22 protein-coding genes and 1 tRNA gene are annotated in these 25,019 nt (G+C 65.7%); 16 read left to right on the top strand and 7 right to left on the bottom strand.

All coding sequences use genetic code 11. The features are described from left to right. Positions 1-81: 81 nt before the first annotated feature. The 4 genes from AC1RHV_RS20495 (at position 82) to AC1RHV_RS20480 (ending at position 2,655) form a co-directional block, all read left to right on the top strand. The gene (locus AC1RHV_RS20495; protein ID WP_125470894.1) at positions 82-462 is read left to right on the top strand and encodes a hypothetical protein; all 381 of its coding nucleotides are present in this window, start codon (positions 82-84) and stop codon (positions 460-462) included. Positions 463-482: 20 nt separating this feature from the next. Beyond that, positions 483-559 (top strand) — tRNA-Met (locus AC1RHV_RS20490). A gap of 193 nt (positions 560-752) precedes the next feature. Further along, the gene (locus tag AC1RHV_RS20485) at positions 753-1,097 is read left to right on the top strand and encodes a hypothetical protein (protein ID WP_054451041.1); all 345 of its coding nucleotides are present in this window, start codon (positions 753-755) and stop codon (positions 1,095-1,097) included. A 286-nt stretch (positions 1,098-1,383) separates the two neighbouring features. After that, the gene (locus tag AC1RHV_RS20480) at positions 1,384-2,655 is read left to right on the top strand and encodes a TIGR03862 family flavoprotein (RefSeq protein WP_492301861.1); all 1,272 of its coding nucleotides are present in this window, start codon (positions 1,384-1,386) and stop codon (positions 2,653-2,655) included. A 12-nt stretch (positions 2,656-2,667) separates the two neighbouring features. On the opposite strand, the gene AC1RHV_RS20475 is transcribed toward AC1RHV_RS20480, so the two are convergent. Continuing rightward, a complete protein-coding gene (locus AC1RHV_RS20475) occupies positions 2,668-3,075 on the bottom strand; it encodes a hypothetical protein (protein WP_054451043.1) in 408 nt (135 codons plus the stop codon). 66 nt (positions 3,076-3,141) lie between these two features. Further along, on the bottom strand, positions 3,142-3,501 hold the full coding sequence (locus tag AC1RHV_RS20470) for a hypothetical protein (protein ID WP_054451044.1): 360 nt from the start codon (positions 3,499-3,501) through the stop codon (positions 3,142-3,144). Positions 3,502-3,681: 180 nt separating this feature from the next. Between AC1RHV_RS20470 and AC1RHV_RS20465 the strand changes: the two genes are divergently transcribed. The 5 genes from AC1RHV_RS20465 to AC1RHV_RS20445 all read left to right on the top strand — a co-directional run bounded on the left by AC1RHV_RS20465 (position 3,682) and on the right by AC1RHV_RS20445 (position 7,800). Continuing rightward, complete coding sequence (locus tag AC1RHV_RS20465; protein WP_042792633.1) at positions 3,682-3,813, top strand: entericidin A/B family lipoprotein; 132 nt, start codon at positions 3,682-3,684, stop codon at positions 3,811-3,813. Positions 3,814-3,983: 170 nt separating this feature from the next. Continuing rightward, entirely contained in the window at positions 3,984-4,415 is a 432-nt protein-coding gene (locus AC1RHV_RS20460) for a BPTD_2524 family lipoprotein (protein WP_054451045.1), read from the top strand. Positions 4,416-4,418: 3 nt separating this feature from the next. After that, positions 4,419-4,832 (top strand): hypothetical protein, encoded by a 414-nt coding sequence (locus AC1RHV_RS20455; protein ID WP_054451046.1) that lies wholly within the window; start codon positions 4,419-4,421, stop codon positions 4,830-4,832. A 97-nt stretch (positions 4,833-4,929) separates the two neighbouring features. After that, positions 4,930-6,222: an aspartate carbamoyltransferase gene (locus tag AC1RHV_RS20450; RefSeq protein ID WP_054451047.1), complete on the top strand. Its 1,293-nt coding sequence runs from the start codon at positions 4,930-4,932 to the stop codon at positions 6,220-6,222. A gap of 141 nt (positions 6,223-6,363) precedes the next feature. Further along, positions 6,364-7,800, top strand: coding sequence for a diguanylate cyclase (locus AC1RHV_RS20445; protein WP_175181702.1), 1,437 nt, complete (start codon positions 6,364-6,366; stop codon positions 7,798-7,800). A 76-nt stretch (positions 7,801-7,876) separates the two neighbouring features. Here AC1RHV_RS20445 and AC1RHV_RS20440 read toward each other — a convergent pair whose 3' ends face one another. Beyond that, positions 7,877-8,776: a recombination-associated protein RdgC gene (locus AC1RHV_RS20440; protein WP_054451049.1), complete on the bottom strand. Its 900-nt coding sequence runs from the start codon at positions 8,774-8,776 to the stop codon at positions 7,877-7,879. A 148-nt stretch (positions 8,777-8,924) separates the two neighbouring features. On the opposite strand from AC1RHV_RS20440, the gene AC1RHV_RS20435 reads away from it, so the two are divergent. After that, a complete protein-coding gene (locus AC1RHV_RS20435; RefSeq protein WP_059379226.1) occupies positions 8,925-9,134 on the top strand; it encodes a hypothetical protein in 210 nt (69 codons plus the stop codon). Between the two features lie 474 nt (positions 9,135-9,608). Next, positions 9,609-10,580 (top strand): fimbrial protein, encoded by a 972-nt coding sequence (locus AC1RHV_RS20430; RefSeq protein ID WP_082400689.1) that lies wholly within the window; start codon positions 9,609-9,611, stop codon positions 10,578-10,580. Between the two features lie 90 nt (positions 10,581-10,670). On the opposite strand, the gene AC1RHV_RS20425 is transcribed toward AC1RHV_RS20430, so the two are convergent. From AC1RHV_RS20425 to AC1RHV_RS20415, 3 genes are all read right to left on the bottom strand, one after another. After that, on the bottom strand, positions 10,671-12,332 hold the full coding sequence (locus AC1RHV_RS20425) for an MFS transporter (RefSeq protein ID WP_054451052.1): 1,662 nt from the start codon (positions 12,330-12,332) through the stop codon (positions 10,671-10,673). 194 nt (positions 12,333-12,526) lie between these two features. Further along, positions 12,527-13,906 carry a sensor histidine kinase gene (locus tag AC1RHV_RS20420; RefSeq protein ID WP_156337320.1) on the bottom strand — a complete coding sequence of 460 codons (1,380 nt, stop codon included), beginning with the start codon at positions 13,904-13,906 and terminating at the stop codon, positions 12,527-12,529. Positions 13,907-14,021: 115 nt separating this feature from the next. Next, positions 14,022-14,711, bottom strand: coding sequence for a response regulator transcription factor (locus tag AC1RHV_RS20415; protein WP_013392535.1), 690 nt, complete (start codon positions 14,709-14,711; stop codon positions 14,022-14,024). A gap of 231 nt (positions 14,712-14,942) precedes the next feature. Between AC1RHV_RS20415 and recA the strand changes: the two genes are divergently transcribed. Both recA and recX read left to right on the top strand, forming a co-directional pair. Then, a complete protein-coding gene (gene recA / locus AC1RHV_RS20410; RefSeq protein ID WP_054451054.1) occupies positions 14,943-16,007 on the top strand; it encodes a recombinase RecA in 1,065 nt (354 codons plus the stop codon). A 135-nt stretch (positions 16,008-16,142) separates the two neighbouring features. Then, entirely contained in the window at positions 16,143-16,829 is a 687-nt protein-coding gene (gene recX, locus AC1RHV_RS20405; protein ID WP_119450546.1) for a recombination regulator RecX, read from the top strand. Positions 16,830-16,855: 26 nt separating this feature from the next. Here the strand turns inward: recX and AC1RHV_RS20400 are convergent, their stop codons facing one another. Further along, complete coding sequence (locus AC1RHV_RS20400; protein ID WP_054451055.1) at positions 16,856-17,773, bottom strand: LysR family transcriptional regulator; 918 nt, start codon at positions 17,771-17,773, stop codon at positions 16,856-16,858. A 141-nt stretch (positions 17,774-17,914) separates the two neighbouring features. Between AC1RHV_RS20400 and metE the strand changes: the two genes are divergently transcribed. The 3 genes from metE (at position 17,915) to AC1RHV_RS20385 (ending at position 24,989) form a co-directional block, all read left to right on the top strand. Further along, positions 17,915-20,212: a 5-methyltetrahydropteroyltriglutamate--homocysteine S-methyltransferase gene (gene metE, locus AC1RHV_RS20395; protein ID WP_175181700.1), complete on the top strand. Its 2,298-nt coding sequence runs from the start codon at positions 17,915-17,917 to the stop codon at positions 20,210-20,212. 230 nt (positions 20,213-20,442) lie between these two features. Beyond that, on the top strand, positions 20,443-24,426 hold the full coding sequence (locus tag AC1RHV_RS20390) for a Pls/PosA family non-ribosomal peptide synthetase (protein WP_175181699.1): 3,984 nt from the start codon (positions 20,443-20,445) through the stop codon (positions 24,424-24,426). Beyond that, positions 24,423-24,989 carry a 4'-phosphopantetheinyl transferase superfamily protein gene (locus AC1RHV_RS20385; protein WP_175181698.1) on the top strand — a complete coding sequence of 189 codons (567 nt, stop codon included), beginning with the start codon at positions 24,423-24,425 and terminating at the stop codon, positions 24,987-24,989. The genes AC1RHV_RS20390 and AC1RHV_RS20385 overlap by 4 nt, the downstream gene beginning before the upstream one ends. The last annotated feature ends 30 nt before the right edge of the window (positions 24,990-25,019 follow it).

The following is a 25,019-nucleotide window of genomic DNA, read 5'->3' as shown; positions in this document are numbered from 1 at the left end:
ATCGGTACAGAAACCTCAGGGGTGTGACTGTTGCGCATAGCAGGGCGCGCGTAGTCTGTAGTTGTCCCACAGGAGACGACGATGATTGCGACTTACACCCCAGATGCCCAGGCCCGCCGCCTGGAACTTGCCGCCGGCGCCAGCCGGAAACTGGTCCTGCGCGCCGGCGCCACGCTGGTGTGCGTCAGCGGCAGCGTGCGGATCGAGGAACCCGTGAATGGCCCGGAAGCCGCGGGCGGACTGCCTCGCGCGGTATCGGTGCGCATTAATGCGGGTGAGGGGCATGGCCTGGGCTACGGCGGCGTGGCGCAGGTCACGGCCATCGGCCAGGCCGAGGTGATATGCATGGACGTACCGGGCTATGCGCAGCGTTTTTTTCAGGCAGCGACCGCATTTTTTCGGCTGGATTTGGCCAGAAGCCGAAAAAATTCCCTCGGTGCGCTGCACAAGATTTCAAAATGATGTATGATTCACACATCAGACGCGGGGTGGAGCAGTCTGGCAGCTCGTCGGGCTCATAACCCGAAGGTCGTAGGTTCAAATCCTGCCCCCGCAACCAGTTTCAAGCAGAAGAAAGCCGCGATACTAATCGCGGCTTTTTTTCGTCTTGCGGCAGGATTTCCCGCGCCGCTTGCTCTGCGTCAAACCTTTGTTCCAGTCCGGACTTTCCCTGGTGTTCACGGCCGCACAGGCCCGCAGCCCTGCGCTACCATGGGTCACGCGCGCTAGGTTGCCGCACTCGAGGAGGGTCCATGGGAACAGCAAAATACGATCATCCCGGCTATGTCGCCGATACGGGCGCTGACGGCAAGTACCACGTGGGCATCTGGTGCCCCCATGGCTATCCCGCCCATATCCATATCGGCAGGCCCGCCGAACGTGGCGATCCCCAGGCGATGCTGCGCCTGCGCATACCGGACGGGGTGTTCCAGTCCTTGCCCGACGATCCTGAAACCCTTTGCCGCCGTGCGCTGGGGCAGGCGCTGGGCGCGGGCCTGTTGCCGTCCGTCTCGGTGGATGGCGAATACCAGGAACTGCGTTTCCAGATCGACGCCGAACCCTGGTCCGGCCCGATGCAGTCGGCCGCCCACGCCTGAATCCTGGCCGCGAGCCCAGGTTGAATTACCCACAGCAACTGTGGACAAGCCTTGGGATAGCCTCTGCGCATTTCGGGTTTTCCCTGCCAGAACAATGACTTGGTAACGCCGGTCAATAAACGCCCCACTGGGGCGTTTATTGCTTCCCTCCTGCACGACGGTCCGGCTATGCGACAATCTTTTCCCTCCCTGGCGTGCCCGCCCCTGTTTTGCCATTCCCTCCCGGTCCGTTCCCCATGCTTAGTGCTACGCGTATCCATTCCTGCGGCCTGAAGGCGCCGACGCCATGAGTCCAGCTGTCGCGCGCGTCGCCGTCATCGGCGGCGGTCCCGCCGGTCTGATGGCCGCCGAGCGCCTGAGCGCGCAAGGCGTGCAGGTGGATGTGTTCGATGCGATGCCATCGGTCGGCCGCAAGTTCCTGATGGCGGGGCGGGGCGGCCTGAATCTGACCCACAGCGAGCCGGCCGAGCCGTTCCTGGCGCGTTACGGCGACCGCGCGTCCCATGTCGCGCCTTGGCTGCAGGTGCTGGACGCGGACGGATTGCGGGAATGGACCCACGGACTGGGCATCCAGACCTTCGTGGGTTCGTCCGGCCGGGTTTTTCCCCAGGAGATGAAGGCGGCGCCCCTGTTACGGGCCTGGCTGGCCAGGCTGCGCGCCGGCGGCGTGCGCCTGCACATGCGGCACCGCTGGCTGGGATGGCCGGCGGGTTCCCGGCCTGGCCCGGGCGCGCTGCGCTTTGATACGCCCGAGGGCGAGCAGTGCTACGCGGCTGACGCCGTGGTGCTGGCGCTGGGCGGAGGCAGCTGGGCCAAATTGGGATCGGATGGCGCCTGGGTCGACGGCCTGCAAGCGCACGGCGTTGCGGTCGCGCCGCTGCGGCCGGCCAATTGCGGATTCGACGTGGCGTGGTCGGATCATTTTCGCGAACGCTATGCGGGACAGCCCGTGAAATCCGTGGCCATGGCCTGCGAAACCGCAGCCGGCGTGGCTCCCGCCCGTCAGGGAGAGTTCGTCGTGTCGGAAACCGGCATAGAAGGCAGCCTGGTGTATGCCCTGTCCGCGCCGCTGCGCGACCGTATCGATGCCCAAGGCCATGCCGTCGCCATGCTGGATCTGGCTCCGGACTGGTCGCTGGAGAAAGTGATGGCTGCCGTGACGCACCCGCGCGGCTCGCGGTCAATGTCCAGCCATCTGCAAAGCCGGTTGGGGCTGACCGGGGTCAAGGCGGGGTTGCTGCGCGAATGCGCCTCGGCGGAAGATTTCCGCGCCCCCGAACTGCTGGGCCTGCGCATCAAGGCCTTGCCGCTGCGTCTGCTGCGTGCGCGGCCTATCGACGAAGCGATCAGTACCGCAGGCGGCGTGTCGTTCGCCGCGCTGGATTCCGGCCTGATGCTGCGCGAAATCCCTGGCGTGTTCTGCGCAGGGGAAATGCTGGATTGGGAGGCGCCGACAGGCGGCTATCTGCTGACGGCCTGCATGGCGAGCGGCGTGGCCGCCGCGGCCGGGGCGATTGAATTCTTGCGATCGGGTGGGCGCGGCCAGGCGGATGCCTGAAGCCGCATGAGCTCAGGAGCCCGAGGAATAGGGCGCCAGGCCCAGCGGCGCGCGCGGCGCCAGATCGCCGACGACGTGGCCCACGACGGGTTCGCCCCCTTCCGGTTGCGTGACGATGCCGATGACGCGGGTAATCGCGCTGGCCGGAATGTCCGTGCCGTGCGCGGGATCCTGCACCAGTTGCCAGATGGTGGCTTCTTCGGGGACTGCGGTCTGTTCGGTCAGGTCGGAGCTGTCCAGGCAGCTGCGGGCAAAGGCCGACCAGTCCGATGCGTTGCAAGGCAAGCCGTGAGCGGTGGCCAGGCGGGCCAGGGCCAGCGGCGCGTCTGCCTGGCTGGCCGCATGCTGGGCGGCGGCTCCCAGGGAGACATCCAGCGACAGCAGGCGCAGGAACTCTACGACGTTGTCGGTATTCTTCATTGTGCGGTCTCCTGTGGTGACTGTTCTGGTTATGGCCCTGAGCCTGCAGGCAAGCCGGGCGGCGTTTCAGGCCGGGCCTTGGCCCAGCATCGATACCAATGACTTTTTCAGGCGTGCCGAAAAAATCGGTACCGTATGGGACACCCCATCGCGGTCGACGCCCTCTTTGAGTTCGACCGATTGGCCGAGGAAAATATCCGGTGCGGCGCCAATTTCGTTGTAGCGGGCCAGCAATTCGTTCACGTTCTGCTGCGCGTCGGCGAGCGTGCTGCTTTCAGCCAGCTTGCCAGCGGCATGCGCCTGCAAAATGCGATGGAGATCGTCGATGAAGAGCGCCAAAGCCGCCTGCCCGCGGCACTGCGGCTGTTCCCAGCCCCAGCCCTGGTGGGCCGAGCCGGCGCTTTGCGATGTGTGTTTCTTGGTCATGTCCGCATCCTAATCGATTGGCGCTAAATGCGCGACAGGCGAACGCAAGCCTTTCCAACGGCGTTTGATCCCGGCTCAGCCTCCCATAGGGGAGCCGCCGCGAGCCGGTCCGGTCGATGCGCAAATGAGGGTCTTTGGGGTATGCTGGCTTCACTTTCCAAGCCCAGACAGGAGATGTCTATGAAGAACAAAGTCTTTCTCGTCATGTTGCTTTCGATCGCCGCGCTCTCGGCCGGTTGCAACACCGTAGCGGGGGCAGGCAAGGACATCCAGCGGGGCGGCGAGAAGATAGAGGGCGCCGCCACCAAGTAGGCCCGCGCCCTGCGCCGCAATCCGGCCTGGAAGCCGCGAGACATGCCTTGGCATCCCTCTCGCGGCTTTTTTGTTGGCGCGCACGTAGGGAGGGGCTGCAAGCGGGAGGCGGTGCGAGGGCTTTCCCCCTGGCATAATTCGCGGAGTTGAATTCGATCGTGGGAAGTGTCATGCGCAAGTCTTTGTGGTTGGGAATGGCGTTTGCGGCCTTGTTGGCCGGCTGCGCGAGCAAAGGGGTCTACGAATCCGATGCCGTCGTCACGGAGACCTTCACCGTCAATACCAACTACGAAGCGGCTTTCCGCCGGGCCGGCGAGTACGTGCGGACCTGCCACGTGCAAGTGCAGCACGCCTATAACGTCGCCTATGCCTGGCGCCACGTGAAGGGCGAAAAGGGTGCGCCGGACGAAGTGCAGCTCTATAAGGTGACGGAACCCGCCAAGGTGCTGGAACTGATTGCCGCCGAAAGCGCCAGCCCCTCCACCGCCAAGGTAACCATCACGGTCTTGGGCGAAGGGCGTTGGGACGCTGCTGAAATCGCCGCTGCCCGCGCCTCCATCCAGAGCGCAACGCCGGTCTGCCGCAAGGGCGGCGAAGGCTGATCCATGGATGCCCGCGCCCAGCAGATCCGTGCTAGCGGCCTGTCGTTCTCGCTGCTGGCGGGGGCGTTCCGCTTCCTGGGCTGGCTCAATGGGGGCGCGGCGCTGGTCCTGACGGGGTTTTCGCTGGGCGTGGTCGGCGGCGATATCGCCGCGCCGGATCTGCAACTGCCGCTGGCGCTGCTGCTGGGCGGCCTGCTGGCCGCCTGCCTGGGAATTCTGTTTGCCTACCTGGCGCAGGTCAGCCTGTTGCGCCAGGGCTACACCGGACATCTGACGCGTGCCCACTGGCCCGCGCAGCTTCTGGCCATGGTTTGTTATCTGATCAGTGCGCTTGCCTTCTGCGCCGCCTGCTGGCTGGCGGCTGGACAGGCGGTCACGGATGCGCCTCAGACGACGACCGCCTATGCGAGGCGGTAGTTGCGGGTAAACCCGTGTGCGCAAAAGTGTTGGACTTGAATTTGCGTTGAGAATAATATGCGCAGTGCGTATATAAATCTCCTGTTCGGGGCCCGTCATGACCATTTCCCAGCAAGCCTTCCTGCGCGACGCCATGCGGCGCCTGAATCTCACCCGCGACGTGTTCGCGACCCGCATCGGCGTCAAACGCCGGGCGCTTGATACCTGGTTGCTGCCCGAGGGCTCGCAGGAATTCCGCGCCATGCCGGAAGTGGTGCAGCGCTTCGTGAGCGAAATCGTCCAGAACGGTGTTTTGCTGGAAAAATATACGCAAAGCGTACAAGAAGGTCCGCTGCGTGACCGCATCGCCGTGGAAGGCAAGCACCAACTGCTGTCGGTGGACCAGTTCACCCGTGAATCGGTCGAGGACCTGTTCCGCGTGGCCGACATGATGCAGCCCATCGCCCGCCGCCAGAAAGTGTCGCGCGTGCTGGAAGGCGCGGTGCTGGGCAACCTGTTCTTCGAGGCCAGCACCCGTACCCGCGTGAGCTTCGGTTCGGCATTCTGCCGCCTGGGCGGCTCGGTCTGCGACACCACCGGCTTCACGTTCTCGTCCATGGCCAAGGGCGAGTCGATCTACGACACCAGCCGCGTCATGAGCGGCTACGTCGACGCCATGGTCATCCGCCATCCGGACCAGGGTTCGGTCGCGGAATTCGCGCGCGCCACCAACATCCCCGTGGTCAACGGCGGCGACGGCCCGGGCGAACACCCTAGCCAGGCCCTGCTGGACCTGTACACGATCCTGACCGAGTTCTCGCGCCTGGGCAAACTGCTGGACGGCGCGCACATCGCCATGGTCGGCGACCTGAAGTACGGCCGCACCGTGCACTCGCTCATCAAGCTGATGGCGCTTTACAAGAACGTGAAGTTCTCGCTGGTGTCGCCCAAGGGCCTGGAAATGCCGGCCTACATCATCGAGCAGGCCAGCCGCAACGGCAACATCATCGAGCAGAAGAGCACGCTGGCCGAAGGCCTGGCCGGCGCCGACGTGATCTACGCGACGCGCGTGCAGAAAGAGCGCTTCGCCAACGAAGAAAACGAAGGCTACACGCCGGATTTCCAGATCAGCCGCGCCATCATCGACGCCTACTGCGGCCCCGATACCATCGTGATGCACCCGCTGCCGCGCGACAGCCGTCCCGGCGCCAACGACCTGAGCGTGGACCTGAACCACGATCCGCGCCTGGCCATCTTCCGCCAGACCGACAACGGCATTCCCATCCGCATGGCGATCTTCGCAGTGCTGCTGGGCGTGGAGGGCCTGGTGCAGCACTCCTTGCGCGACGTGACCTGGCAGCATCCGTCGCACGTGGGTCCGGACGATTCCGCTTTCCACGGACTCGAATAAGCGCGCGGCGGCGGGTCGAATACCCCTTGGACTCCAGCCGCTACGCGGCCTGGAGCCGGGGTTTTCAAGCATAATCCGCGCTGGCTTTTTCTGTCGCGTGTCGTTTCCGGACACGCCGTAGGGCCTACGGACGGATTATCTATGTCTACTAGCAGTGTTGGCGTCGTGCCATCTTCCGATCGGCACGCCGGCGCATCCGGCCAGGCGTGCTACCTGAGCGCATCCGACGAGCAGGCCTGGATAGCGGTCTACCAGTCGGTTGACGCCTATACGCGCGGGCAGGTCGCCGCAGTGGTGGGCGACAGCCTGTCCGCCCTGGTCGACGCCTTTTATTCCACGCTGCTGGCAGACGCCGAAGCCGGCCCCCGCCTGTCCCACGACATCGTATCCAGCCGCCTGCATGCGGGCATGACCCGCTGGCTCAAGGGGCTGCTGTGCGTGCGCGACCAGGGCGACATCGCCGTCCTGATGGCTACGCAGAAAAAAGTGGGCGAGGTGCACGCCCGCGTCCACATTCCGATCCATCTGGTGATGGCGGGCGCCCGCATCCTGAAGAACGAGATCGCGCTGCGCCTGCGCGCCAGCGACCTGGACGGCATGGCCGCATCGGTCGCCACCCAGTACGTGTGCAATCTGTTCGACCTGGCGGTCGAGCAGATGAGCCGCGCCTTCATGCGCGACATCAGCCGCGGTGCCCGCAACGACGAGGCCTATCGCCTTTTCGCCCTGGGCCAGAACATTTCCACGGAACGCGAACGCCAGCGCGCCGCCTTGCTGGAATGGAGCCAGGCGGTGCTGATCGGCTTGCATTACCGTGCGCCAGGGCAAAGCCTGCCGCGGCTGGCGGCCTCGGAATTCGGGCTGTGGCTGCAGCACAAGGGCGGGGCGATGTTCGAAAGCGCTCCGGGCCTGCAGCAGATCACGGACGCCGTCGCGCAGTTGGACTCGGTAGTGCTGCCGCAATTGATGCGGGGCGAAGAACAGGGGCTCGCCGCCTCGATGCCGGACCACGTGCGCGAATTGCAGGAACTGGTGGCGCGCATCAAGCATCTGCTCAACGGCCTGTTCGACATGGTGGCCGAGATCGAGAGCGGCAGCGATCCCCTGACCAATGTGCTGAACCGGCGCTTCCTGCCCTCGGTGGTCGGGCGCGAAATCTCGATCGCGCGGCGCCAGCGCAGCGCATTCTCCGTCCTGTTGCTGGACATCGACCATTTCAAGGCCATCAACGACCAGCACGGCCATTCGGGCGGCGACCAGGTGTTGCGCCAGTTTGCGGAAGTGCTGCACCAATCGTGCCGCTCCAGCGATTTCGTGTTCCGCTACGGCGGCGAGGAATTCCTCGTGGTGCTGGTGGATGCGCAGCAGGAGGCCGCGCTGGCGACGGCCGAGAAGCTGGGCGCGGAGATCCGCCGCCATGTGTTCAACATCCCCGAGGCGGGGCCGCTGCATATCACGGCCAGCATCGGCGTGGCGACCTTCGACGGCCACCCGGACTATGCCTATCTGATCGACCGCGCCGACCAGGCGCTCTACCAGGCCAAGCAGGCCGGCCGCGACCGCGCCGTGGCGGCCTGAGGCCCGGCGCGCGCATGAAAAAGGCCGCCCGGTCAGGGGCGGCCCGCGGTTTGCCTGGCGCCATGGCGCCCGCGGCTTACACCTTCTTTTCGCCGCCGAGCGCGTCGACCAGTTCGGCCATCATCTTGGCCAATTCGCCCGTCATCAGCATCATGTCGGAATCGAACTTCTCGTCGTCGTTGGCGGCCACGCCTTCGTTGCCTTCCTTCAGCACGTCCAGGGGCGCGACGCGCTTGACGTCCAGGCCTTCGGTCAGCACGAACGAAATGCGGTCGGCCCAGGTCATGGCCAGGCGGGTGCACTGCTTGCCCGACTGGATATGGCGGCGCACGTCATCGGCGTCGATCGAATGCTTGACGTAGCGGATCGCTGCGCCGCTTTCGCCCGACGAACGCAGCTCGGTGTCCTGGTCGATCGAGAAGTTGGCCGGAGCCTCGTCCTCGGCCAGCCAGCCGGTCATGGCCGAAGCCGGCGACTGCGCCACGTACAGGTTTTCGAGCGGGAACGGATCCACGCACTTGGCCAGGAGGCCGATGACTTCGTCGGCCTTGGCCGAGGCGGCCGCGTCGATCACCAGCCAATGGTTCTGCGGATCGATCCAGACGCGCGTGTCGCGGTACACGCTGAAGGCGCGCGGCAGGAGCTCGTCGGTGACGCGTTCCTTGATTTCCTTCATTTGCTTGCGGCCCGGCTTGTAGCCTTGCTGCTCTTCGATTTCCTGGGCGCGGGCCTTGGCGACCTGGTTCACCACGGTGCCAGGCAGCAGCTTCTTTTCGGCGCGCAGGCTCAGCAGGATCTGGCCGTTGACCACATGCGCCAGGCCGCCGTTCTCGCGCGGAGGAACCCAGCCCAGGCTTTGCATTTCGAGGTTGTTGCCGCTTTGGTAGGCATGCCGCGCGAGCGTTTCTTCAAGCTGGTCGCCGACCAGCGTCCACGGCGAGGAGAGGCGATAAATCTTGAGATTCTTGAACCACATGAGCGTCGGCCAAAAGGGTTGATTCTATACGACCCGGCCGCTTTGCCGAAGTGCGGCAATACCGCAGCGTGACGCGACACCTTCTGTCACTGACAGCGGCGGGCCGATGCGCTACTGTCCGCGCAGCAAGTCGAACTGGAGATAAAAAATGAAGATCATCGGCGCCATTCTGATCGTCCTGGGTATCGCCGCCCTGGCCTACAAGGGCTTCAACTACAAGTCCGAGGAGACCGTGCTGCAGATCGGTTCGGTGAAGGCCACCGCCGAGACCGAGAAGTCGGTGGCGATTCCGGCCTGGGCCGGCATTGCGGCCATCGTGGCCGGCGTGGTGGCGATCGGCGTCGGCATGCGCCGCTGACTGCGGGCTGTCTGCAAGATCCGCCGATGGCGACCGCAGGGTCGCCATTTTTTCGCGCGCAGGCAAAAAAAAAGCGGCCCGGCTCATTGAGGGCCGGGCCGGTACGGGAGCACGCAATACCGCGTCATAAAAGGCTCGCGGGGAACGCGGTATCGGTGTCAGAACACTGGCCCTGCAATCGGCCGACAGGGGGATCAATCGTCGGTCAATCTGGCGCAAGGCCGTAATCTGAGCGCCCAGTCTAATGGCGCGGGTCTGACATGGTCCTGAAAGTGCGGACTCAATTGCGATGGAGCGACATAGGCGAATTCGGACCGGGCCTATCGTCGGCGACCTTGGTCTGGGACTGGGCTGATTTTCCGCCTCGGGTCGAAAAAATACACTTTTCTCTCGCTATCGAGGTTTGTCGATGCCGGTCTTCGGTACTCAGAACTCGTACTTTTCGGCGAGGTGATGCGTGATGCGAGGTGAAACATGAAGAAAGCAGTCCGGCTCCTGGCTGCGGCTGGCGCAATTGTCCTGTCGCACTTGTTTGCAAACGACAGCTCGGCGGCAATTTGTACGAATCCGTACGCGTTCACGCTTCAAGGTCCCGCTTCTATTGCCTTCGACCCTGCGCTTACTGTCGGCGCCACGCTTTGGAGCGGTTCTGTCAATGCATCCAGTGGCGGTAGCGGTGGCTGCAGTTCCGGTACGTTCAGGATTGATTTCGTGGGTTCGAAGACCTACCAGGGAAACAATCTCTACGATTCTGGGATTTCGGGGATCGGCTACAGGCTGAAGTTCACAAGCTCGGGATCTTGCACCAAAGTCTGGTGGCCGTCTTCGTGCACCGACTCATGGTCGGGCACGATGGGTACTCACAGCCTTCTGGTCGAACTGGTGAAGACCGGGCCGATCACAACCGGCGGAACGTTGAGCGGGATATTCGCGGAATGGAAGGTCGGCGCTGAACAGTACTTGCGCTACAGTTGGCGGGGCAGTGTCACCGTCAAGCCGGTGATCCCTACCTGCAAAGTCGCCACGCCGTCCATTCCCGTCCCGCTCGGCACCATTCCAGCCAGCAAGTTCTCTGGGGTGGGAAGCACTTCGAAGTCCGAGAGCTTCAACATCGCATTGCAGTGCTCGGGTGGCGACGCCGGCCGCACCACCGACATCCATCTGACCTTGACCGACCAGACTGCGCCTTCCAACCGCACGGCCGTGCTGTCGCTGACCTCGGGGTCAACGGCGCAGGGTTTAGGCATTCAGGTCAAGAGCGGGACGACGCTTATCAGCTATGGCCCCGACTCGGCTGCGCAGGACAACCCCAATCGTTGGTACGCGGGGGCGGCCGCCAATGGCACGTTCCTGATCCCGCTGTCGGCGAGCTACGTGCAAACCGGGGCCACGGTCAAGGGTGGATCGGCCAATGGCCGGGCGACGTTCACGATGAGCTATCCATAGCCCCCAATGCGCGCGCAAAAAAAAAGCTCCATAAGGAGCTTTTGAAAGGCCGGGCGGGCGCAGCAGTCCCGTCCGGCGGGGGATGGCCTTTTAAGCGTTGATGTCGTTGTCCTTGGATTCGCGCACGAACAGCGTGCCGATGACCAGGGTCATGACTGCAATGATGATCGGATACCACAAGCCGTCGTAGATGTTGCCGGTGGCGGCGACCACGGCGAAGGCGACCGGGGGCAGGAAGCCGCCGAACCAGCCGTTGCCGATGTGGTAAGGCAAGCTCATCGACGTGTAGCGGATGCGCGTCGGGAACATTTCCACCAGCATGGCGGCGATCGGGCCGTAGACCATGGTCACGTAGATCACCAGGATGGTCAGCAGCACCACGACCATGACGTTGTTGCTCTGGGCCGGATCAGCCTTGGCGGGGTAGCCGTGGCTGCGGATGGCGGTGGTGAGCGACTTGTCCAGTTCGGCGGCCTTGGCCTTGAAGTCGGCGGGCGCCAGGGCCTTGCCGTCGAACGAGGCGAACTCGTCGTTGCCGATCTTGACCTTGGCGACCGAGCCGGCCGGGGCCGCTTCGTTCTTGTAGTTCACCGAGTTGCGGGCCATGAACGACTTGACCACGTCGCAAGAGCTGGTGAACGAGGCGGTGCCCACGGGGTTGAACTGGAACGAGCAGGTGGCCGGGTCCGCGATCACGGTGACCGGCGCCGAAGCCTGGGCCTTTTCCAGCGCCGGGTTGGCGAAGTGCGTGATGCCCTGGAAGATCGGGAAGTACGTCGCCGCGGCGATCAGGCAGCCGGCCATGATGATGGGCTTGCGGCCGATCTTGTCGGACAGCGCGCCGAAGATCACGAAGAAGGGCGTGCCGATCAGGAGCGCGATCGCGATCATGATGTTGGCGGTGTTGGCGTCGACCTTCAGGGTCTGCGTCAGGAAGAACAGGGCATAGAACTGGCCCGTGTACCAGACCACGGCCTGGCCGGCGGTCAAGCCCAGCAGCGCCAGGATCACGACCTTCAGGTTCTTCCACTGGCCGAACGATTCGGCGATCGGCGCCTTGGAACCCTTGCCTTCGTCCTTCATGCGCTGGAAGGTCGGCGATTCGTTCAACTGCAACCGGATCCACACCGAGATGCCCAGCAGGACGACCGAGATCAGGAACGGAATGCGCCAGCCCCAGGCCTTGAAGTCGTCTTCGCCCATGAACGTGCGGATGCCGAGGATGACCAGCAGCGACAGGAACAGGCCCAGGGTCGCGGTGGTCTGGATCCAGGACGTGTAGAAGCCACGGCGGCCATGCGGCGCGTGTTCGGCGACATAGGTCGCCGCACCGCCGTATTCACCGCCCAGCGCCAGGCCTTGCAGCAGGCGCAGGACGATCAGGATGGCGGGAGCGGCCAGGCCGATGCTGGCGTAGCTGGGCAGCACGCCCACGAGGAACGTGGACAGGCCCATGATCACGATCGTGACCAGGAAGGTGTACTTGCGTCCGACCAGGTCGCCCAGTCGGCCGAACACCAGTGCGCCGAACGGACGCACGGCGAAACCGGCGGCGAACGCCAGCAGGGCGAAGATGAAGCCCGCGGTGGGGTTCACGCCCGAGAAGAAGTGTTGCGCGATGATGGCGGCTAGCGAGCCGTACAGGTAGAAGTCGTACCACTCGAAAACCGTGCCCAGCGACGACGCAAAGATGACGCGGCGTTCATCCTTGGTCATCGGGCGCGGATCCGCGGATGGACCGCGGCCTGCCATGGTTGTTGTGCTCATGATGTCTCCTCGGTTTTATGGCCGGCGGTGGTCCGCCGTGCTGCGCCCGCCGCCGGCGAGCCGACATTGAGCTATATGCAACATTGGGGGGTGAGGCTGACGAGGTTCTGACGGGATACTTACTTGAGTCTTAAAATTGAAACTGAAAGTAACTACTCCCTGGGAGGCTAGGGATAGTCCTAGGAGACGTCGGAGAGGTCTGACAACTCGGCGTAAAGCGGAAAGATCACCCGAATCCGCATACCGGGGAGGTTCGAATACGTCGTGGGGTGATCGCTGATTTCGACGCTGGCCTGGTGCTTCTGGGCGATCTCGCGCACGATGGCCAGGCCCAGGCCGCTGCCGTCGGACTGGGTGCCCAGCACGCGGTAGAAGCGGTCGAACACCCGTTCGCGCTCTTCAGGCGGGATGCCGGGGCCGGAATCCTCTACCTCCAACACCGCATGCGCACCCAGGATCTGCGTGCGCACCGTGATGTGGCCGCCGCGCGGCGTGTAGCGCAGCGCGTTGTCCACCAGGTTGTTGAGCAGTTCGGCCAGCAGCAGCGGGTTGCCGTTGATCTCGACCGGGTGGTCCGAGCCTTCGAAGCCCAGGTCGGTACTCAGCGAGAGCGCCTGCGGCACCCAATGCATGGCCTGTTCGTAGGCGATGGCGTTGATGTCCGTGCGGGTCATGCCGATGGCGCTGGGGTTTTCGGCCCGGGCCAGCAACAGCAACTGGTTCACCAGGCGCGTGGCGCGCTCGGAACCGGTCACGAGCTGGCGCAGGCTGGACTGCATTTCCTCGGGGCTGGCGTCGCGCAGGGCCAGTTCGGCCTGGGTGCGCAGGCCGGCCAGCGGGGTTTTCAGCTGGTGCGCGGCGTCCGCGACGAAGCGGCGCTGCGCCTGCACGTTGGACGAAAGCCGGTCCAGCAGGTCGTTCATCGCTGCCACCAGGGGCGCGATCTCGGTGGGGGCGGCGCGCTCGTCGATGGGCGACAGGTCGTCGGGCCGGCGGGCCCGCAGGCGCTGCTGCAATGCATTCAAAGGCGCCACCCCGCGCGACAGCCCGAACCACACCAGCAGCACGGCGACAGGCAGCACCACGAACTGCGGAATGATCACGCCCTTGATGATGTCGTTGGCCAGCTGGGTGCGCTTTTCGACGGTCTCGGCCGCGATCAGCAGCGCCGGCTGGGTATCGGGCAGATGCAGGTCCACCCAGGTGAACGCCAGCCGGACCCCGAAGCCGCGCAAGGTCGCGTCCTCGTACTGCACTTCGCCGGGCCGGGGCTGGCCCACGGTGGAAGGCAGGGGCAGGGCGCGGTCGCCGCCCAGGTATTCGCCGCGGCTGCCCAGCGCCAGCCAGAACACGCTATCGGTCTCGTCGGCGTGCAGTACTTCCCGCGCGGTGTTGGTCATCTTCAGCACGGCCCGGCCGTCCTGCGCATGTACCTGCAGCGTCAGCACATGAAGATTATTGGCCAGCGCACGGTCGTAGGGCACGTTGGCGATGTTCTGCGCCACCACATAGGTGATGGCCACGCTCATCGGCCACAGCAGGAATAGCGGCGCCAGCATCCAGTCCAGGATTTCGCCCAGCAGGGAGCGCTGCGGCGGCGCGAAGCTGGGGCCCTTGGCCCCCGCCCGCATGACATCCAGTGCTTCCTGGTTCAGCGCTTCCGGCGGCGCCGCTTCAGCTTGCGAGGTACGCCGCACCCTGGTCCCGCTCAAGACAGTAGCCCAGGCCGCGCACGGTCACGATCTTCACGCCGCTGGGCTCCAGCTTCTTGCGCAGGCGATGGACGTAGACCTCGATGGCATTGGTGCTGACCTCTTCGCCCCATTCGCACAGGTGGTCGACCAGCTGGGTCTTGCTGACCATGCGGCCGCTGCGGGTCAGGAGGATCTCGAGCAGGCTGACTTCGCGCGCCGACAGGTCCAGGGTCTGGTCGTCGACCATGGCGACGCGGCCGGTCTGGTCGAACAGCAGGCGGCCATGCTTGATCATGGTGGCGCCGCCGCCCGCGCCGCGCCGGGTCAGGGCCCGCACGCGGGCCTCGAGCTCGGACAGCGCGAAAGGCTTGGCCATGTAATCGTCGGCGCCCAGGTCCAGGCCCTTGACGCGCTGTTCGATGCTGTCGGCAGCCGTCAGGATGAGCACCGGCAGGGCGGAATTGCGGGCGCGCAGGCGGCGCAGCACTTCCAGTCCGGCCAGTTGCGGCAGGCCCAGGTCGAGGATGAGCAGGTCGAATGCCTGGGCCGCCAGCGCCGAGTCGGCCGCCAGTCCGTCGCGCACCGCATCCACGGCATAGCCGTTGTGGCGCAACGAACGGGACAGGCCGTCGGCCAGGATGCTGTCGTCTTCGGCGATCAGGATACGCATGGGCTACAGTGAGAAAAGGCCCCGCGGCGCAAAGGGGACAAAACGCCGGGTTCGTCTGGCATTCTGGCATAGGGCGCCATGCTTGCCACTCAGGGTATACGTGCAAAACACTGGCACACTGGTTTTATGTACAGTATAATCCGATGCCATAATCTGACCCGTTGCTCAAAGCACCCGCCTAACCCTGCGGCACTTCCCTAGACACCAGATACGTTACAGACAGGACTCTACATGGACGACAAAACCACCAAGGCCGCCGCATCGGAAAAGGCCAAGGCGCTTGCCGCCGCGCTTTCGCAGATCGAAAAGCAGTTCGGCAAGGGCTCGATCATGCGCTACGGCGACAACGAGGTGTCGCACGACATCCAGGTGGTTTCCACGGGCTCCCTGGGCCTGGACATCGCGCTGGGCGTCGGCGGCCTGCCGCGAGGCCGCGTGGTCGAAATCTACGGTCCGGAATCCTCGGGCAAGACCACGCTGACGCTGCAGGTGGTCGCTGAAATGCAAAAGCTGGGCGGCACCTGCGCCTTCGTCGACGCCGAACACGCGCTCGACGTGCAATACGCCTCCAAGCTGGGCGTGAACCTGGCCGACCTGCTGATCTCGCAGCCGGACACGGGTGAACAGGCGCTGGAAATCACCGACGCGCTGGTGCGCTCCGGCTCGGTCGACCTGATCGTGGTCGACTCGGTGGCCGCGCTGGTCCCCAAGGCCGAAATCGAAGGCGAAATGGGCGATTCCCTGCCCGGCCTGCAAGCCCGCCTGATGAGCCAGGCGCTGCGCAAGCTCACCGCCACCATCAAGAAGACCAATTGCATGGTCATCTTCATCAACCAGATCCGCATGAAGATCGGTGTGATGTTCGGCAACCCCGAAACCACCACCGGCGGCAACGCGCTCAAGTTCTACGCCTCCGTGCGCCTGGACATCCGCCGCATCGGCTCCATCAAGAAGGGCGACGAGGTCGTCGGCAACGAAACCCGCGTCAAGGTCGTGAAGAACAAGGTCGCGCCGCCGTTCAAGCAGGCCGAATTCGACATCATGTATGGTGCCGGCATCTCGCGCGAAGGCGAAATCATCGACCTGGGCGTGGCCGCGAACGTGGTCGACAAGTCCGGTGCCTGGTACAGCTACAACGGCAACCGCATCGGCCAGGGCAAGGACAATGTCCGCGAGTACCTGAAAGAGCACAAGGAACTGGCCATCGAAATCGAGAACCGCGTTCGCGAAAACCAGGGCATCGTCAGCCGCGCGGCAGAATTCGTGCCCACCGCGGAAGATACCTCCGAAGAGTAATCGGATTGGTGGCGGGCCTGGCGCGGCGCAATTCAGGTTCGCCGCAAACGGACCGCCTATCGCGTCGGGGCAGCCCGAACAGTTGCGGCAGGCGCCAGGACGGGCCTGCCGTTATGCATACTAAGCAGGAAACGCATGAGCTGGAAATCGCCGCCCGCTTCAGCCGAGCGCCTACGCGCCAAGCTGGACGATGAATTCGAAACCGTGGCCAAGCCCCAGGGCTTGCGCCGCACTTCGGATGCGCGCCGCGATCAGGAAGCGGAATCCAGCGATGCGCCGGAGCAATGGAGCCGCAGCTCGGAAGCCGGCAATGTGCGCCGAGGCCGGCGCGCCGCCGCTGCCGAGGACGGCCCGGACGCGGACGGCCAGTCCGCCCGCAAGGGGCCATCGCTGAAGATGCGGGCCGTGGGCTATCTGTCGCGGCGCGAGCATGCCCGCGAAGAGTTGGCGCGCAAGCTTGCCGCCTACGCCGAGGACTCGGGCGAAGTCGAGGCCGTGCTGGATGCCCTGGAAAAAGAAGGCTGGCTGTCCACCGAACGTTTTGCGCAAAGCCTGGTGCACCGCCGCGCGTCGCGCCAAGGGGCGGCGCGCATCGTGCAGGAATTGCGGCAACATGGCGTGGACGACAACCAGGTCGCCGAATTGCGCGAACAACTGCGCGCCACCGAGTACGACCGCGCGCTGGAAGTCTGGAAGAAGCGCTTCAGCGCCAAGCCGGAAGACCGCGCGGCCTATGCCAAGCAGGCCCGCTTTCTGGCCAGCCGCGGCTTCGCGCATGACGTTATCCGCCGCATCCTGGGTGCAGGCGGCGACGAGGACTGAGCGCTACGCCCGAAGCGCCTGGCCTCTTACTTTGCCGACTTGATCCCCGACAGCGTCTTGAAGCAGACATCCCGGGTAATGGTCAGGAACTCATCGATGTACGACGCGTCCGTGTCTTCGCTACGCACCGTCGCGTACAGCGTGCGCCATACGCCTTGCGGGCCCAGCCGGCACAGCCGCAGCCAACCCTGATTCATGTATTCCGTCAGCGCCCAGTTGGGCAGCGCGGCCACGCCGCGGTTGCTGGCTACCAGTTGCGCGATGATGGGAGTGAGTTCCGCGCGGCGGACGGCGGCCGGTTCCACGTCGGCGGGGTCGAGGAAGGCCGTGAAAATGTCCAGGCGCTGCTTGTCCACGGGATAGGTGATGAGCGTCTGGTCGGCCAATTGCTCCGGCATGACGAACTTGCTGCCTGCCAGCGGATTGGATTCCGACACGGCCAGCACCAGCTCGTACTTGAACAGCGGCAGGTATTCCACCGCCTCCAGCGGTTGGGGATCTGACGTGATGACCAGGTCCAGGTCGCCGCGCACCAGAGCGGGCAGGGGGGCGAAGGAAAACGCCGCCGACAGGTCCAGCGCCACGTCCGGCCATTGCACGCGGAAGGCATCCAGGGCCGGCATCAGCCACTGGAAGCAGGAATGGCAGTCGATGGCCAAATGCAGCCGGCCGGTGCGGCCCGCGGCCAGCCGCTGCAGGTCCCGTTCCGTCGCGCGGATGCGCGGCAGCACGTCATCCGCCAGCGCCAGCACCCGCAGTCCCGCCGTCGTCAGCCGAGCCGGCCGCGTGCGGCGGTTCAGCAACGGCGTGCCCAGCCGGGTTTCCAGGTCGCGCAACTGATGCGACAGGGCCGACTGGGTCAGGTGCAGGCGCTCGGCGGCTTCCTGCAGGCTGCCGCCGTCGCGGATGGCGGAAAGCGTTTCAAGGTGGCGGATTTCAAGCATGGGTGACTGCAGGATTTGGGAATAAGCTCATATTCTATGAGATTTGCTCATTTTATGAATGTAGACATTGATTTTGATTCATTTTGATTTGGCCTCAGAATGGCTGTCACTTGAACAAATTTTGTCTAACGGTGGTGATCCATGACTACGATTCATAATTTGGGGTTCCCCCGCATCGGCGCCCAGCGTGAACTGAAGCGCGCAGTCGAAGCTTATTGGGCCGGCAGGCAAACCGCCGAGGAACTGGAACAGACGGGCCGCGAGCTGCGCGCCAGGCATTGGAAGCTGCAGGCCGCCGCCGGCCTGAAGTTCGTGCCGGTGGGCGACTTCGCCTGGTACGACCAGATCCTGGAATGGAGCACGCTGCTGGGCGCCGTGCCTGCCCGCTTCGGCCAGCACGACAACGAACCCGTCACGCTGGACACGCTGTTCCGCATGGGCCGTGGACGCGCGCCGTCGGGCAAGCCCGCCGCCGCCTGCGAAATGACCAAGTGGTTCGATACCAACTATCACTACATCGTGCCGGAACTGGCGCCGGGCCAGACCTTCCGCATCGCCCGCGAATCGCTGTTCGAACAGGTCCAGGAGGCGCAGGCCCAGGGGTACGCCGTGAAGCCCGTGATCCCTGGCCCGCTGACCTGGCTGTACCAAGGCAAGGGCGACGCCTTTGCCGCCGGCGCCGCCGATGAGGGCAAGCTGCAATTGCTGGCCGCGCTGCTGCCGGTCTACCAGGAAGTGCTGGCGCGCTTCGCCAAGCTGGGCGTGCAGTGGGTGCAGATCGATGAACCCATCCTGGCGCTGGATCTGCCGCAAGCCTGGCGCCGCGCGTTCAAGCAGGCCTACGACCAGCTGTCCTCCAGCCCGGTCAAGCTGTTGGTGGCCACCTACTTCGACGGCCTGAAGGACAACCTGCCGACCGCCCTGGGCCTGCCCGTGGCCGGCCTGCATGTGGATCTGGTCCGCGCACCCGAGCAACTGGCGGAAGTGGTTGCGGGCCTGGGCTCCGGGCAGGTGCTGTCCGCCGGCATCATCAACGGCCGCAACATCTGGCGCACCGACCTGGATTCGGCCATTGCCACGCTGGCCCCGATCAAGCAGCAATTGGGCGACCGCCTGTGGCTGGCGCCGTCGTGCTCGCTGCTGCACGTGCCGGTGGACCTGGCGCATGAAACCGAGCTGGACGCGGAACTCAAGAGCTGGTTGTCGTTTGCCGCGCAGAAGCTCGAAGAACTGAGCCTGCTGGGCCGCGCCCTGGACGGCGCCACGCAAGCGGCCGCGCAGGAAGGCCTGGCCAGGCAGCGCGCCGCGCTCGCCGCCCGCCGCGCTTCGACCCGCATCCACAATCCGGCCGTCGCCCAGCGCATGGCCGGCGCTGCGGCCGTGTCGCGCGATCGCGCGCCGTTTGCCGGCCGCATCGCCCGCCAGCAGGAACAGCTGGGCTTGCCCGCCTACCCGACGACGACCATCGGCTCCTTCCCGCAGACCGCGGAAATCCGCGCCTTGCGCCGCGACTGGAAGTCGGGCGCGTTGACGGACTCGGGCTACGAGACCGCCATCCGCAAGGAGATCGAGGAAGTCATCCGCTTCCAGGAAAAGGTAGGCCTGGACGTGCTGGTGCACGGCGAACCCGAGCGCAACGACATGGTGGAGTACTTCGGCGAGCTGCTGGCCGGCTTCGCCTTCACCAAGAACGGCTGGGTTCAGAGCTATGGCTCGCGCTGCGTCAAGCCGCCCGTCATTTTTGGCGACGTTGCGCGCCCGGCGCCGATGACGGTGGGCTGGTCGTCGTACGCGCAGTCGCTGACCGACAAGCCGGTCAAGGGCATGCTGACCGGGCCGGTCACCATCCTGCAATGGTCGTTCGTGCGCGACGACCAGCCGCGCGAGCAGACCTGCCGCCAATTGGCGCTGGCGCTGCGTGACGAAGTGGTGGACCTGGAAGCCGCCGGCATCAGCGTCATCCAGATTGACGAACCCGCCATCCGCGAAGGCCTGCCGCTGCGCCGCGCCGATTGGCAGGCCTACCTGGACTGGGCCGTGGATTGCTTCCGCCTGTCGACCGCCGGCGTGCGCGACGAAACGCAGATCCACACCCATATGTGCTATTCGGAGTTCAACGACATCATCGAGTCCATCGCCGCCATGGACGCGGACGTGATCACGATCGAAACCTCGCGCTCCAACATGGAGCTGCTCAAGGCGTTCGAGGACTTCCGCTATCCGAACGATATCGGCCCCGGCGTGTACGACATCCATTCGCCGAACGTGCCCGAAGTGGACTGGATGGTCGGCCTGATGCAGAAGGCCGCGGCCCGCCTGCCCAAGGAGCGCCTGTGGGTCAATCCTGACTGCGGCCTGAAGACGCGCGCCTGGCCTGAAACCGAAGCTGCGCTGCTTGGTATGGTGCAGGCGGCCCGAGCCTTGCGCCAGGCGGCCTGAGCAAGCAGCTTGCCCTGACGCCGCCGGGATCCCAAGGGTCCGGCGCCAGCCCTGATCCGTGCATGTCGCGCGCGGAGCAGGGCTTTTTCCTTGCAGCCGCAAGGTCCTTCTGATGGCTGCAAGCCACAGCCTGCGCGCAGCGTGGATGTTTTTTTTCAAACTTGCTTGAACGAAATTTCGCGGCGGGGGTCAATACGCAAAAATCCCATTGCTGGATCCTTGTCGTTCCTATGATTCTCCAAGGCCCCTGTCGGCCCGACCTGCTGCTCGCAGAGACGCTGCCCGACATTCTGGAAGCCACGATCCGCCGGCATCCCGCCGCCGTCGCCATTCATTGGCTGGATCACACTCTCACCTACGACATGCTCGGCCAGCGCGCCGATCTGGCCGCGCATCATCTGATGCAGGCCGGCGTGCGGCCTGGCGATATCGTGGGCCTGTGCCTGCCGCGCGGCGCCGACCTGCTGGTGATGCAGGCGGCCATCGCGAAGGCGGGCGCGGCCTGGCTGCCGTTCGAGTCCGACACGCCGGCGGACCGCATGCTGGTCTGCCTGCAGGACGCGGGCGCTCGCGGGCTGATCGCGGGCGCCGAGGTCCGGCTGGACGGCATGGCCACCTGGACCACCTGGGCCTTGTCGGAGCCGGTCGAAGGCGCTTTGCGCAGGCGGGAAGGGCTGCTGGCCGAGCATCCCGCCTACGTCATCTACACCTCGGGCTCCACCGGCAAGCCCAAGGGCGTGCCTGTCAGCCATGCCAGCATCTGCCACTTCCTGCGCAGCGAAAACGCGGTGCTGGGCGTGCGCCACGAAGACAAGGTCTACCAGGGCTTCTCGGTAGCCTTCGACATGTCGTTCGAAGAGATCTGGATCAGCTATCTGGTCGGCGCGTCCCTGTGGGTGGCGCCCAAGATGCTGACCACGGACCCCGAAGGCCTGCCGGACGCGCTGGTGCGGGAAGGCATTACCGTGTTGCACGCCGTGCCGACCTTGCTGGCGCTGTTCGCGCGCGACGTGCCGGGATTGCGCATCGTCAACCTGGGCGGCGAGGTCTGTCCGGACTTCCTGGTGCCGCGCTGGGCCACGCCCGGCCGGCGCCTGTTCAATACCTACGGCCCCACCGAGACCACGGTGTCCGCCAGCCTGGCCGAACTGCTGCCCGGCCAGCCCGTGACCATAGGCACGCCGCTGCCCAACTACGGCATGCTGGTGCGCGGCGAGGATGGCGCGGTGCTGCCGCAAGGGCAGGTGGGCGAGCTGTGCATCACAGGCCCCGGCGTGGCTGGCGGCTATCTGGGCAGGCCCGAGCTGACGGCCGAGAAATTCCTGGCCAATCCGCGTCCGGCCGGCGATCACGACACGCGCATGTACCGCAGCGGCGACCTGGCGCGCATCGACGAGCACGGGCAGATCCACTGCCTGGGCCGCAGCGACGACCAGGTCAAGGTGCGGGGGTTCCGGGTCGAACTCGGGGAAATCGAGGCCGCGCTTTACCGCCTGCCGGGCGTGGGCGCGGCCGCCGTGGTGCTGCGCGATCTCGCGGGCATCGAGCAGCTGGTGGCTTTCCTCAAGCCCGAGGGCGAGGCGCGGCTGGACCCGCATGGGATGCGCGCCGCGCTGGGCGCGGACCTGCCCGCCTACATGATTCCGGCGCGCTTCGAACTGGTGGCCGATGTTCCCCGTTTGACCTCGGGCAAGATCGACCGCAAGGCGCTGAAGGCGCGCGAACTGGTGGCCGTGTCCGAGCCCGGCGGCGAAGACGACGAACCCGTCACGCCGGGCGAGCGGGCCTTGTTCGACGCCTTGCGTCCGCTGTTCCCGGGACAGCCGCTGCGGCTGGCCAGCGACTTCTTCCGCGACCTGGGCGGCCATTCGCTGCTGGCCGCGCGCCTGGTGTCGTCGCTGCGCAAGCATCCGCATTTTTCCGCGCTGACCATGCACGAGCTTTACCAGCATCCTGTGCTGGCGACGCTTGCGGCCCGGCTGGACGCGCTGGCTTCGGCCGAGAGCGACGCGGCCCAAGCGGCGGGCGTCGCCGGCATTGGCGCCGATCCCGCGCCCGCGCCCGAGTGGCGCCGCTGGACCTGCGGCCTGGCGCAGTTGGCGGCCTTGCCGCTGCTGATCGGCGTACGCATGCTGATCTGGCTGACGCCGTTCTTCACGTATCACTATTGGACGGGCGACGAAGGCGACTCCGTCTGGCGTGCGGTGGTCCTGTCCATCGCCAGCTATCTGGCCTGCAATCTGTTGAGCTTCGGCGTGGCCGTGGCCTGCAAGTGGGGCATTCTTGGCCGGCTCAAGCCCGGCAGCTATCCGATGTACGGCTGGCTGTTCTACCGCTGGTGGCTGGTGGACCGGGTGATGGACATTCCGCCCGCGCATCTGCTTGCGGGATCCCCGTTGCAGGTCTGGTACCTGCGGGCGCTGGGCGCGCGCATCGGCCGCGACGCTGCCATCAGCCGGGTGTCCGTGCGTGCGCCCGATCTGCTGTCGGTGGGCAACGGCGTGAGCATCGGCGCGGCGGTCAACCTGGAGAATTTCTCGGTGCGCGGCGGCGAGTGGGCTGTGGCGCCGATCACGTTGGCGGACAACACCTACATCGGTTCCTATTCGGTGCTGCAAGGCGACGTGGCGATGGGCGAGGGCGCACGGCTGGACGGACTGTCTGCGCTGGCGCAGGGCGCCCGCGTGCCTGCGGGCCAGATCTGGAGCGGGGCGCCAGCGCGCCACGATCCGCAGGCCCGCGCTCCCGAATTGCCGCCGCGGCCGCAACGCCACGGCATCTGGAGCCGGCTCGACTGCATGGCCTATGCGGCCGGCGGTACGCTGATCGCCGCGCTGTTCTTCATGCCGGTGTTCCCGAGCTTTGTGCTGATCGACTGGATCGACGCGCGCTGGCTGGACCTGATGGGCGCGCGAGTGCCCTGGCCTCAAGCTTTCCTGAGCTATCTGCTGCTGGCCTTGCCTGCCAGCGCATTGCTGTTGATGCTGACGGTGCTGGTATCGGCGTTGCTGCGATGGACGCTGTTGCCGCGTCTGGCCAGCGGCCGCTGGCCTGTATACGGCCAGATCTACCTGCGGCGCTGGTTGACGAACCAGATCCAGGAATCGAGCCTGAGCGTGCTGCACGGCCTGTACGCGTCGATCTACGCGGGCAACTGGTATCGCCTGCTGGGCGCGAAGGTCGGGCGCGGCACCGAAATTTCCACCGCCATGGGCGTGGTGCCCGACATGCTGACCCTCGGCCGAGACAGCTTCATCGCCGACGGCGTCATGCTGGGCGACGAGGAAATCGACGCCGGCTGGATGACCTTGCGGCCCACCGTCATCGGCAACCGCAGCTTCGTCGGCAACGGCGCCTATGTGCCGGACGGCTCGGTACTGCCCGACGACGTCCTGATCGGCGTGCAGAGCCGCGCGCCGGCCAATGCCCGCATGGCCAGCGGCCAGACCTGGCTGGGCAATCCGCCGCTGGCGCTGCCGGCGCGCGAACAGACCGCGGGCTTTCCGGCGCACCTGACCTTCCGCCCCAGCCTGGGGCGCAAGATCCTGCGCGGCGGCGTCGAGGGCATGCGCATGGTCCTGCCGCTGGCCGTGGTGATCGCGGTGGGCTATCTGACCGTGATGAAAGTCATCCCCATGGCCGCCCGCGAAGGCTTTGTCTCCGCTTTCGACGAGCTGATGCTGGCCGGCGTGTTGTACGGCGTCGGCGCGTTCCTGTTCCTGGTGGCGCTGAAATGGGCCTTGATCGGCCGCTACAAGCCGCGCGCCGAGCCCATGTGGACGCCGTTCGTCTGGAAGAGCGAAGCGGTCACCAGCCTGTATGAATCCATAGCGGTGCCCAACTTCTTCAACTTCCTGCGGGCCACGCCCTGGCTGCCGCTGGCCCTGCGCTGCATGGGCGCCCGCATCGGCAAGCGCGTCTTCATGGACACCACCGACATCACCGAGTACGACTGCGTGTCGATCGGCGACGACGCGGTGCTGCACGCCTGGTCCGGACCGCAGACCCATCTGTTCGAAGACCGCGTGATGAAGATCGGCATGGTCCGCATCGGCGATGCCGTCAACGTCGGGCCGCGCAGCACCATCCTGTATGACACTCGGGTCGAAGCGGGCGCGCGCCTGGGGCCGCTGACGCTGGTGCTCAAGGGCGAGGCCATTCCGGCGGACCAGGCCTGGATCGGCAGTCCGGCCACGCCTTGGGAGCAGCGGTGACCGGACCCCGGAGGCTGACCGGGGAGGGCGCCCCGGTCGAATTGTGGCTGCTGCACCTGCCTGCCTCCCGCCACAGGCAACGGGAGGCAGCCCGGAATTGGCTGGCCACGGAATTGGCGCGGCGCGATCCGCAAGCCGCGCCCGGCTGGACGGAAACGCCCAAGGGTCCGCAAATGCCCGCAGGCGCGCGCTGGAACAGTTCCTTCTCTTACTATGGCCCCTATATTCTCTGCGGCCTGTCCCGGCTGGGCCTGCCGGGCGTGGACCTGACCGGCTCGCAGGCCTGGGCGGGCGATGCGGACGTGATCCGCCTCTATTGCGGCCCGCAGGCCGCCGCCGAACTGGCCGCCAGTCCGCCGGCCGCCCGGGCGGACGCCTTCGCCCGCGCCTGGAGCGCGCTGGAGGCGCGCCTGAAAGCCTGCCGGCGGGGACTGGAGGAATACTCCCCCGAGCGCGAGCGGCACCTGGCCGCTGCCCGCATCACCTGCCAGCTCCGGCACCAGGGCCTATGGGCGGCAGCCGCACTCTGCGGCGGCGCGTCAGGCGCCAGTCAGGGGGCTTGATCGCAGGCCGCCTGCGCTATACTTTGAAGG

It is taken from the genome of Achromobacter sp. GW823-FHT04E03, from assembly GCF_058796095.1.
This window is presented reverse-complemented; position numbering and strand designations above follow the sequence as displayed.

Bases quoted from the DNA above. Each gene is read 5' to 3' on its own strand.
- AC1RHV_RS20495 (WP_125470894.1), top strand. From the start codon at position 82: ATGATTGCGACTTACACCCCAGATGCCCAGGCCCGCCGCCTGGAACTT.
- AC1RHV_RS20485 (WP_054451041.1), top strand. From the start codon at position 753: ATGGGAACAGCAAAATACGATCATCCCGGCTATGTCGCCGATACGGGC.
- AC1RHV_RS20480 (WP_492301861.1), top strand. From the start codon at position 1,384: ATGAGTCCAGCTGTCGCGCGCGTCGCCGTCATCGGCGGCGGTCCCGCC.
- AC1RHV_RS20475 (WP_054451043.1), bottom strand. From the start codon at position 3,075: ATGAAGAATACCGACAACGTCGTAGAGTTCCTGCGCCTGCTGTCGCTG.
- AC1RHV_RS20470 (WP_054451044.1), bottom strand. From the start codon at position 3,501: ATGACCAAGAAACACACATCGCAAAGCGCCGGCTCGGCCCACCAGGGC.
- AC1RHV_RS20465 (WP_042792633.1), top strand. From the start codon at position 3,682: ATGAAGAACAAAGTCTTTCTCGTCATGTTGCTTTCGATCGCCGCGCTC.
- AC1RHV_RS20460 (WP_054451045.1), top strand. From the start codon at position 3,984: ATGCGCAAGTCTTTGTGGTTGGGAATGGCGTTTGCGGCCTTGTTGGCC.
- AC1RHV_RS20455 (WP_054451046.1), top strand. From the start codon at position 4,419: ATGGATGCCCGCGCCCAGCAGATCCGTGCTAGCGGCCTGTCGTTCTCG.
- AC1RHV_RS20450 (WP_054451047.1), top strand. From the start codon at position 4,930: ATGACCATTTCCCAGCAAGCCTTCCTGCGCGACGCCATGCGGCGCCTG.
- AC1RHV_RS20445 (WP_175181702.1), top strand. From the start codon at position 6,364: ATGTCTACTAGCAGTGTTGGCGTCGTGCCATCTTCCGATCGGCACGCC.
- AC1RHV_RS20440 (WP_054451049.1), bottom strand. From the start codon at position 8,776: ATGTGGTTCAAGAATCTCAAGATTTATCGCCTCTCCTCGCCGTGGACG.
- AC1RHV_RS20435 (WP_059379226.1), top strand. From the start codon at position 8,925: ATGAAGATCATCGGCGCCATTCTGATCGTCCTGGGTATCGCCGCCCTG.
- AC1RHV_RS20430 (WP_082400689.1), top strand. From the start codon at position 9,609: ATGAAGAAAGCAGTCCGGCTCCTGGCTGCGGCTGGCGCAATTGTCCTG.
- AC1RHV_RS20425 (WP_054451052.1), bottom strand. From the start codon at position 12,332: ATGGCAGGCCGCGGTCCATCCGCGGATCCGCGCCCGATGACCAAGGAT.
- AC1RHV_RS20420 (WP_156337320.1), bottom strand. From the start codon at position 13,906: ATGCTGGCGCCGCTATTCCTGCTGTGGCCGATGAGCGTGGCCATCACC.
- AC1RHV_RS20415 (WP_013392535.1), bottom strand. From the start codon at position 14,711: ATGCGTATCCTGATCGCCGAAGACGACAGCATCCTGGCCGACGGCCTG.
- recA (WP_054451054.1), top strand. From the start codon at position 14,943: ATGGACGACAAAACCACCAAGGCCGCCGCATCGGAAAAGGCCAAGGCG.
- recX (WP_119450546.1), top strand. From the start codon at position 16,143: ATGAGCTGGAAATCGCCGCCCGCTTCAGCCGAGCGCCTACGCGCCAAG.
- AC1RHV_RS20400 (WP_054451055.1), bottom strand. From the start codon at position 17,773: ATGCTTGAAATCCGCCACCTTGAAACGCTTTCCGCCATCCGCGACGGC.
- metE (WP_175181700.1), top strand. From the start codon at position 17,915: ATGACTACGATTCATAATTTGGGGTTCCCCCGCATCGGCGCCCAGCGT.
- AC1RHV_RS20390 (WP_175181699.1), top strand. From the start codon at position 20,443: ATGATTCTCCAAGGCCCCTGTCGGCCCGACCTGCTGCTCGCAGAGACG.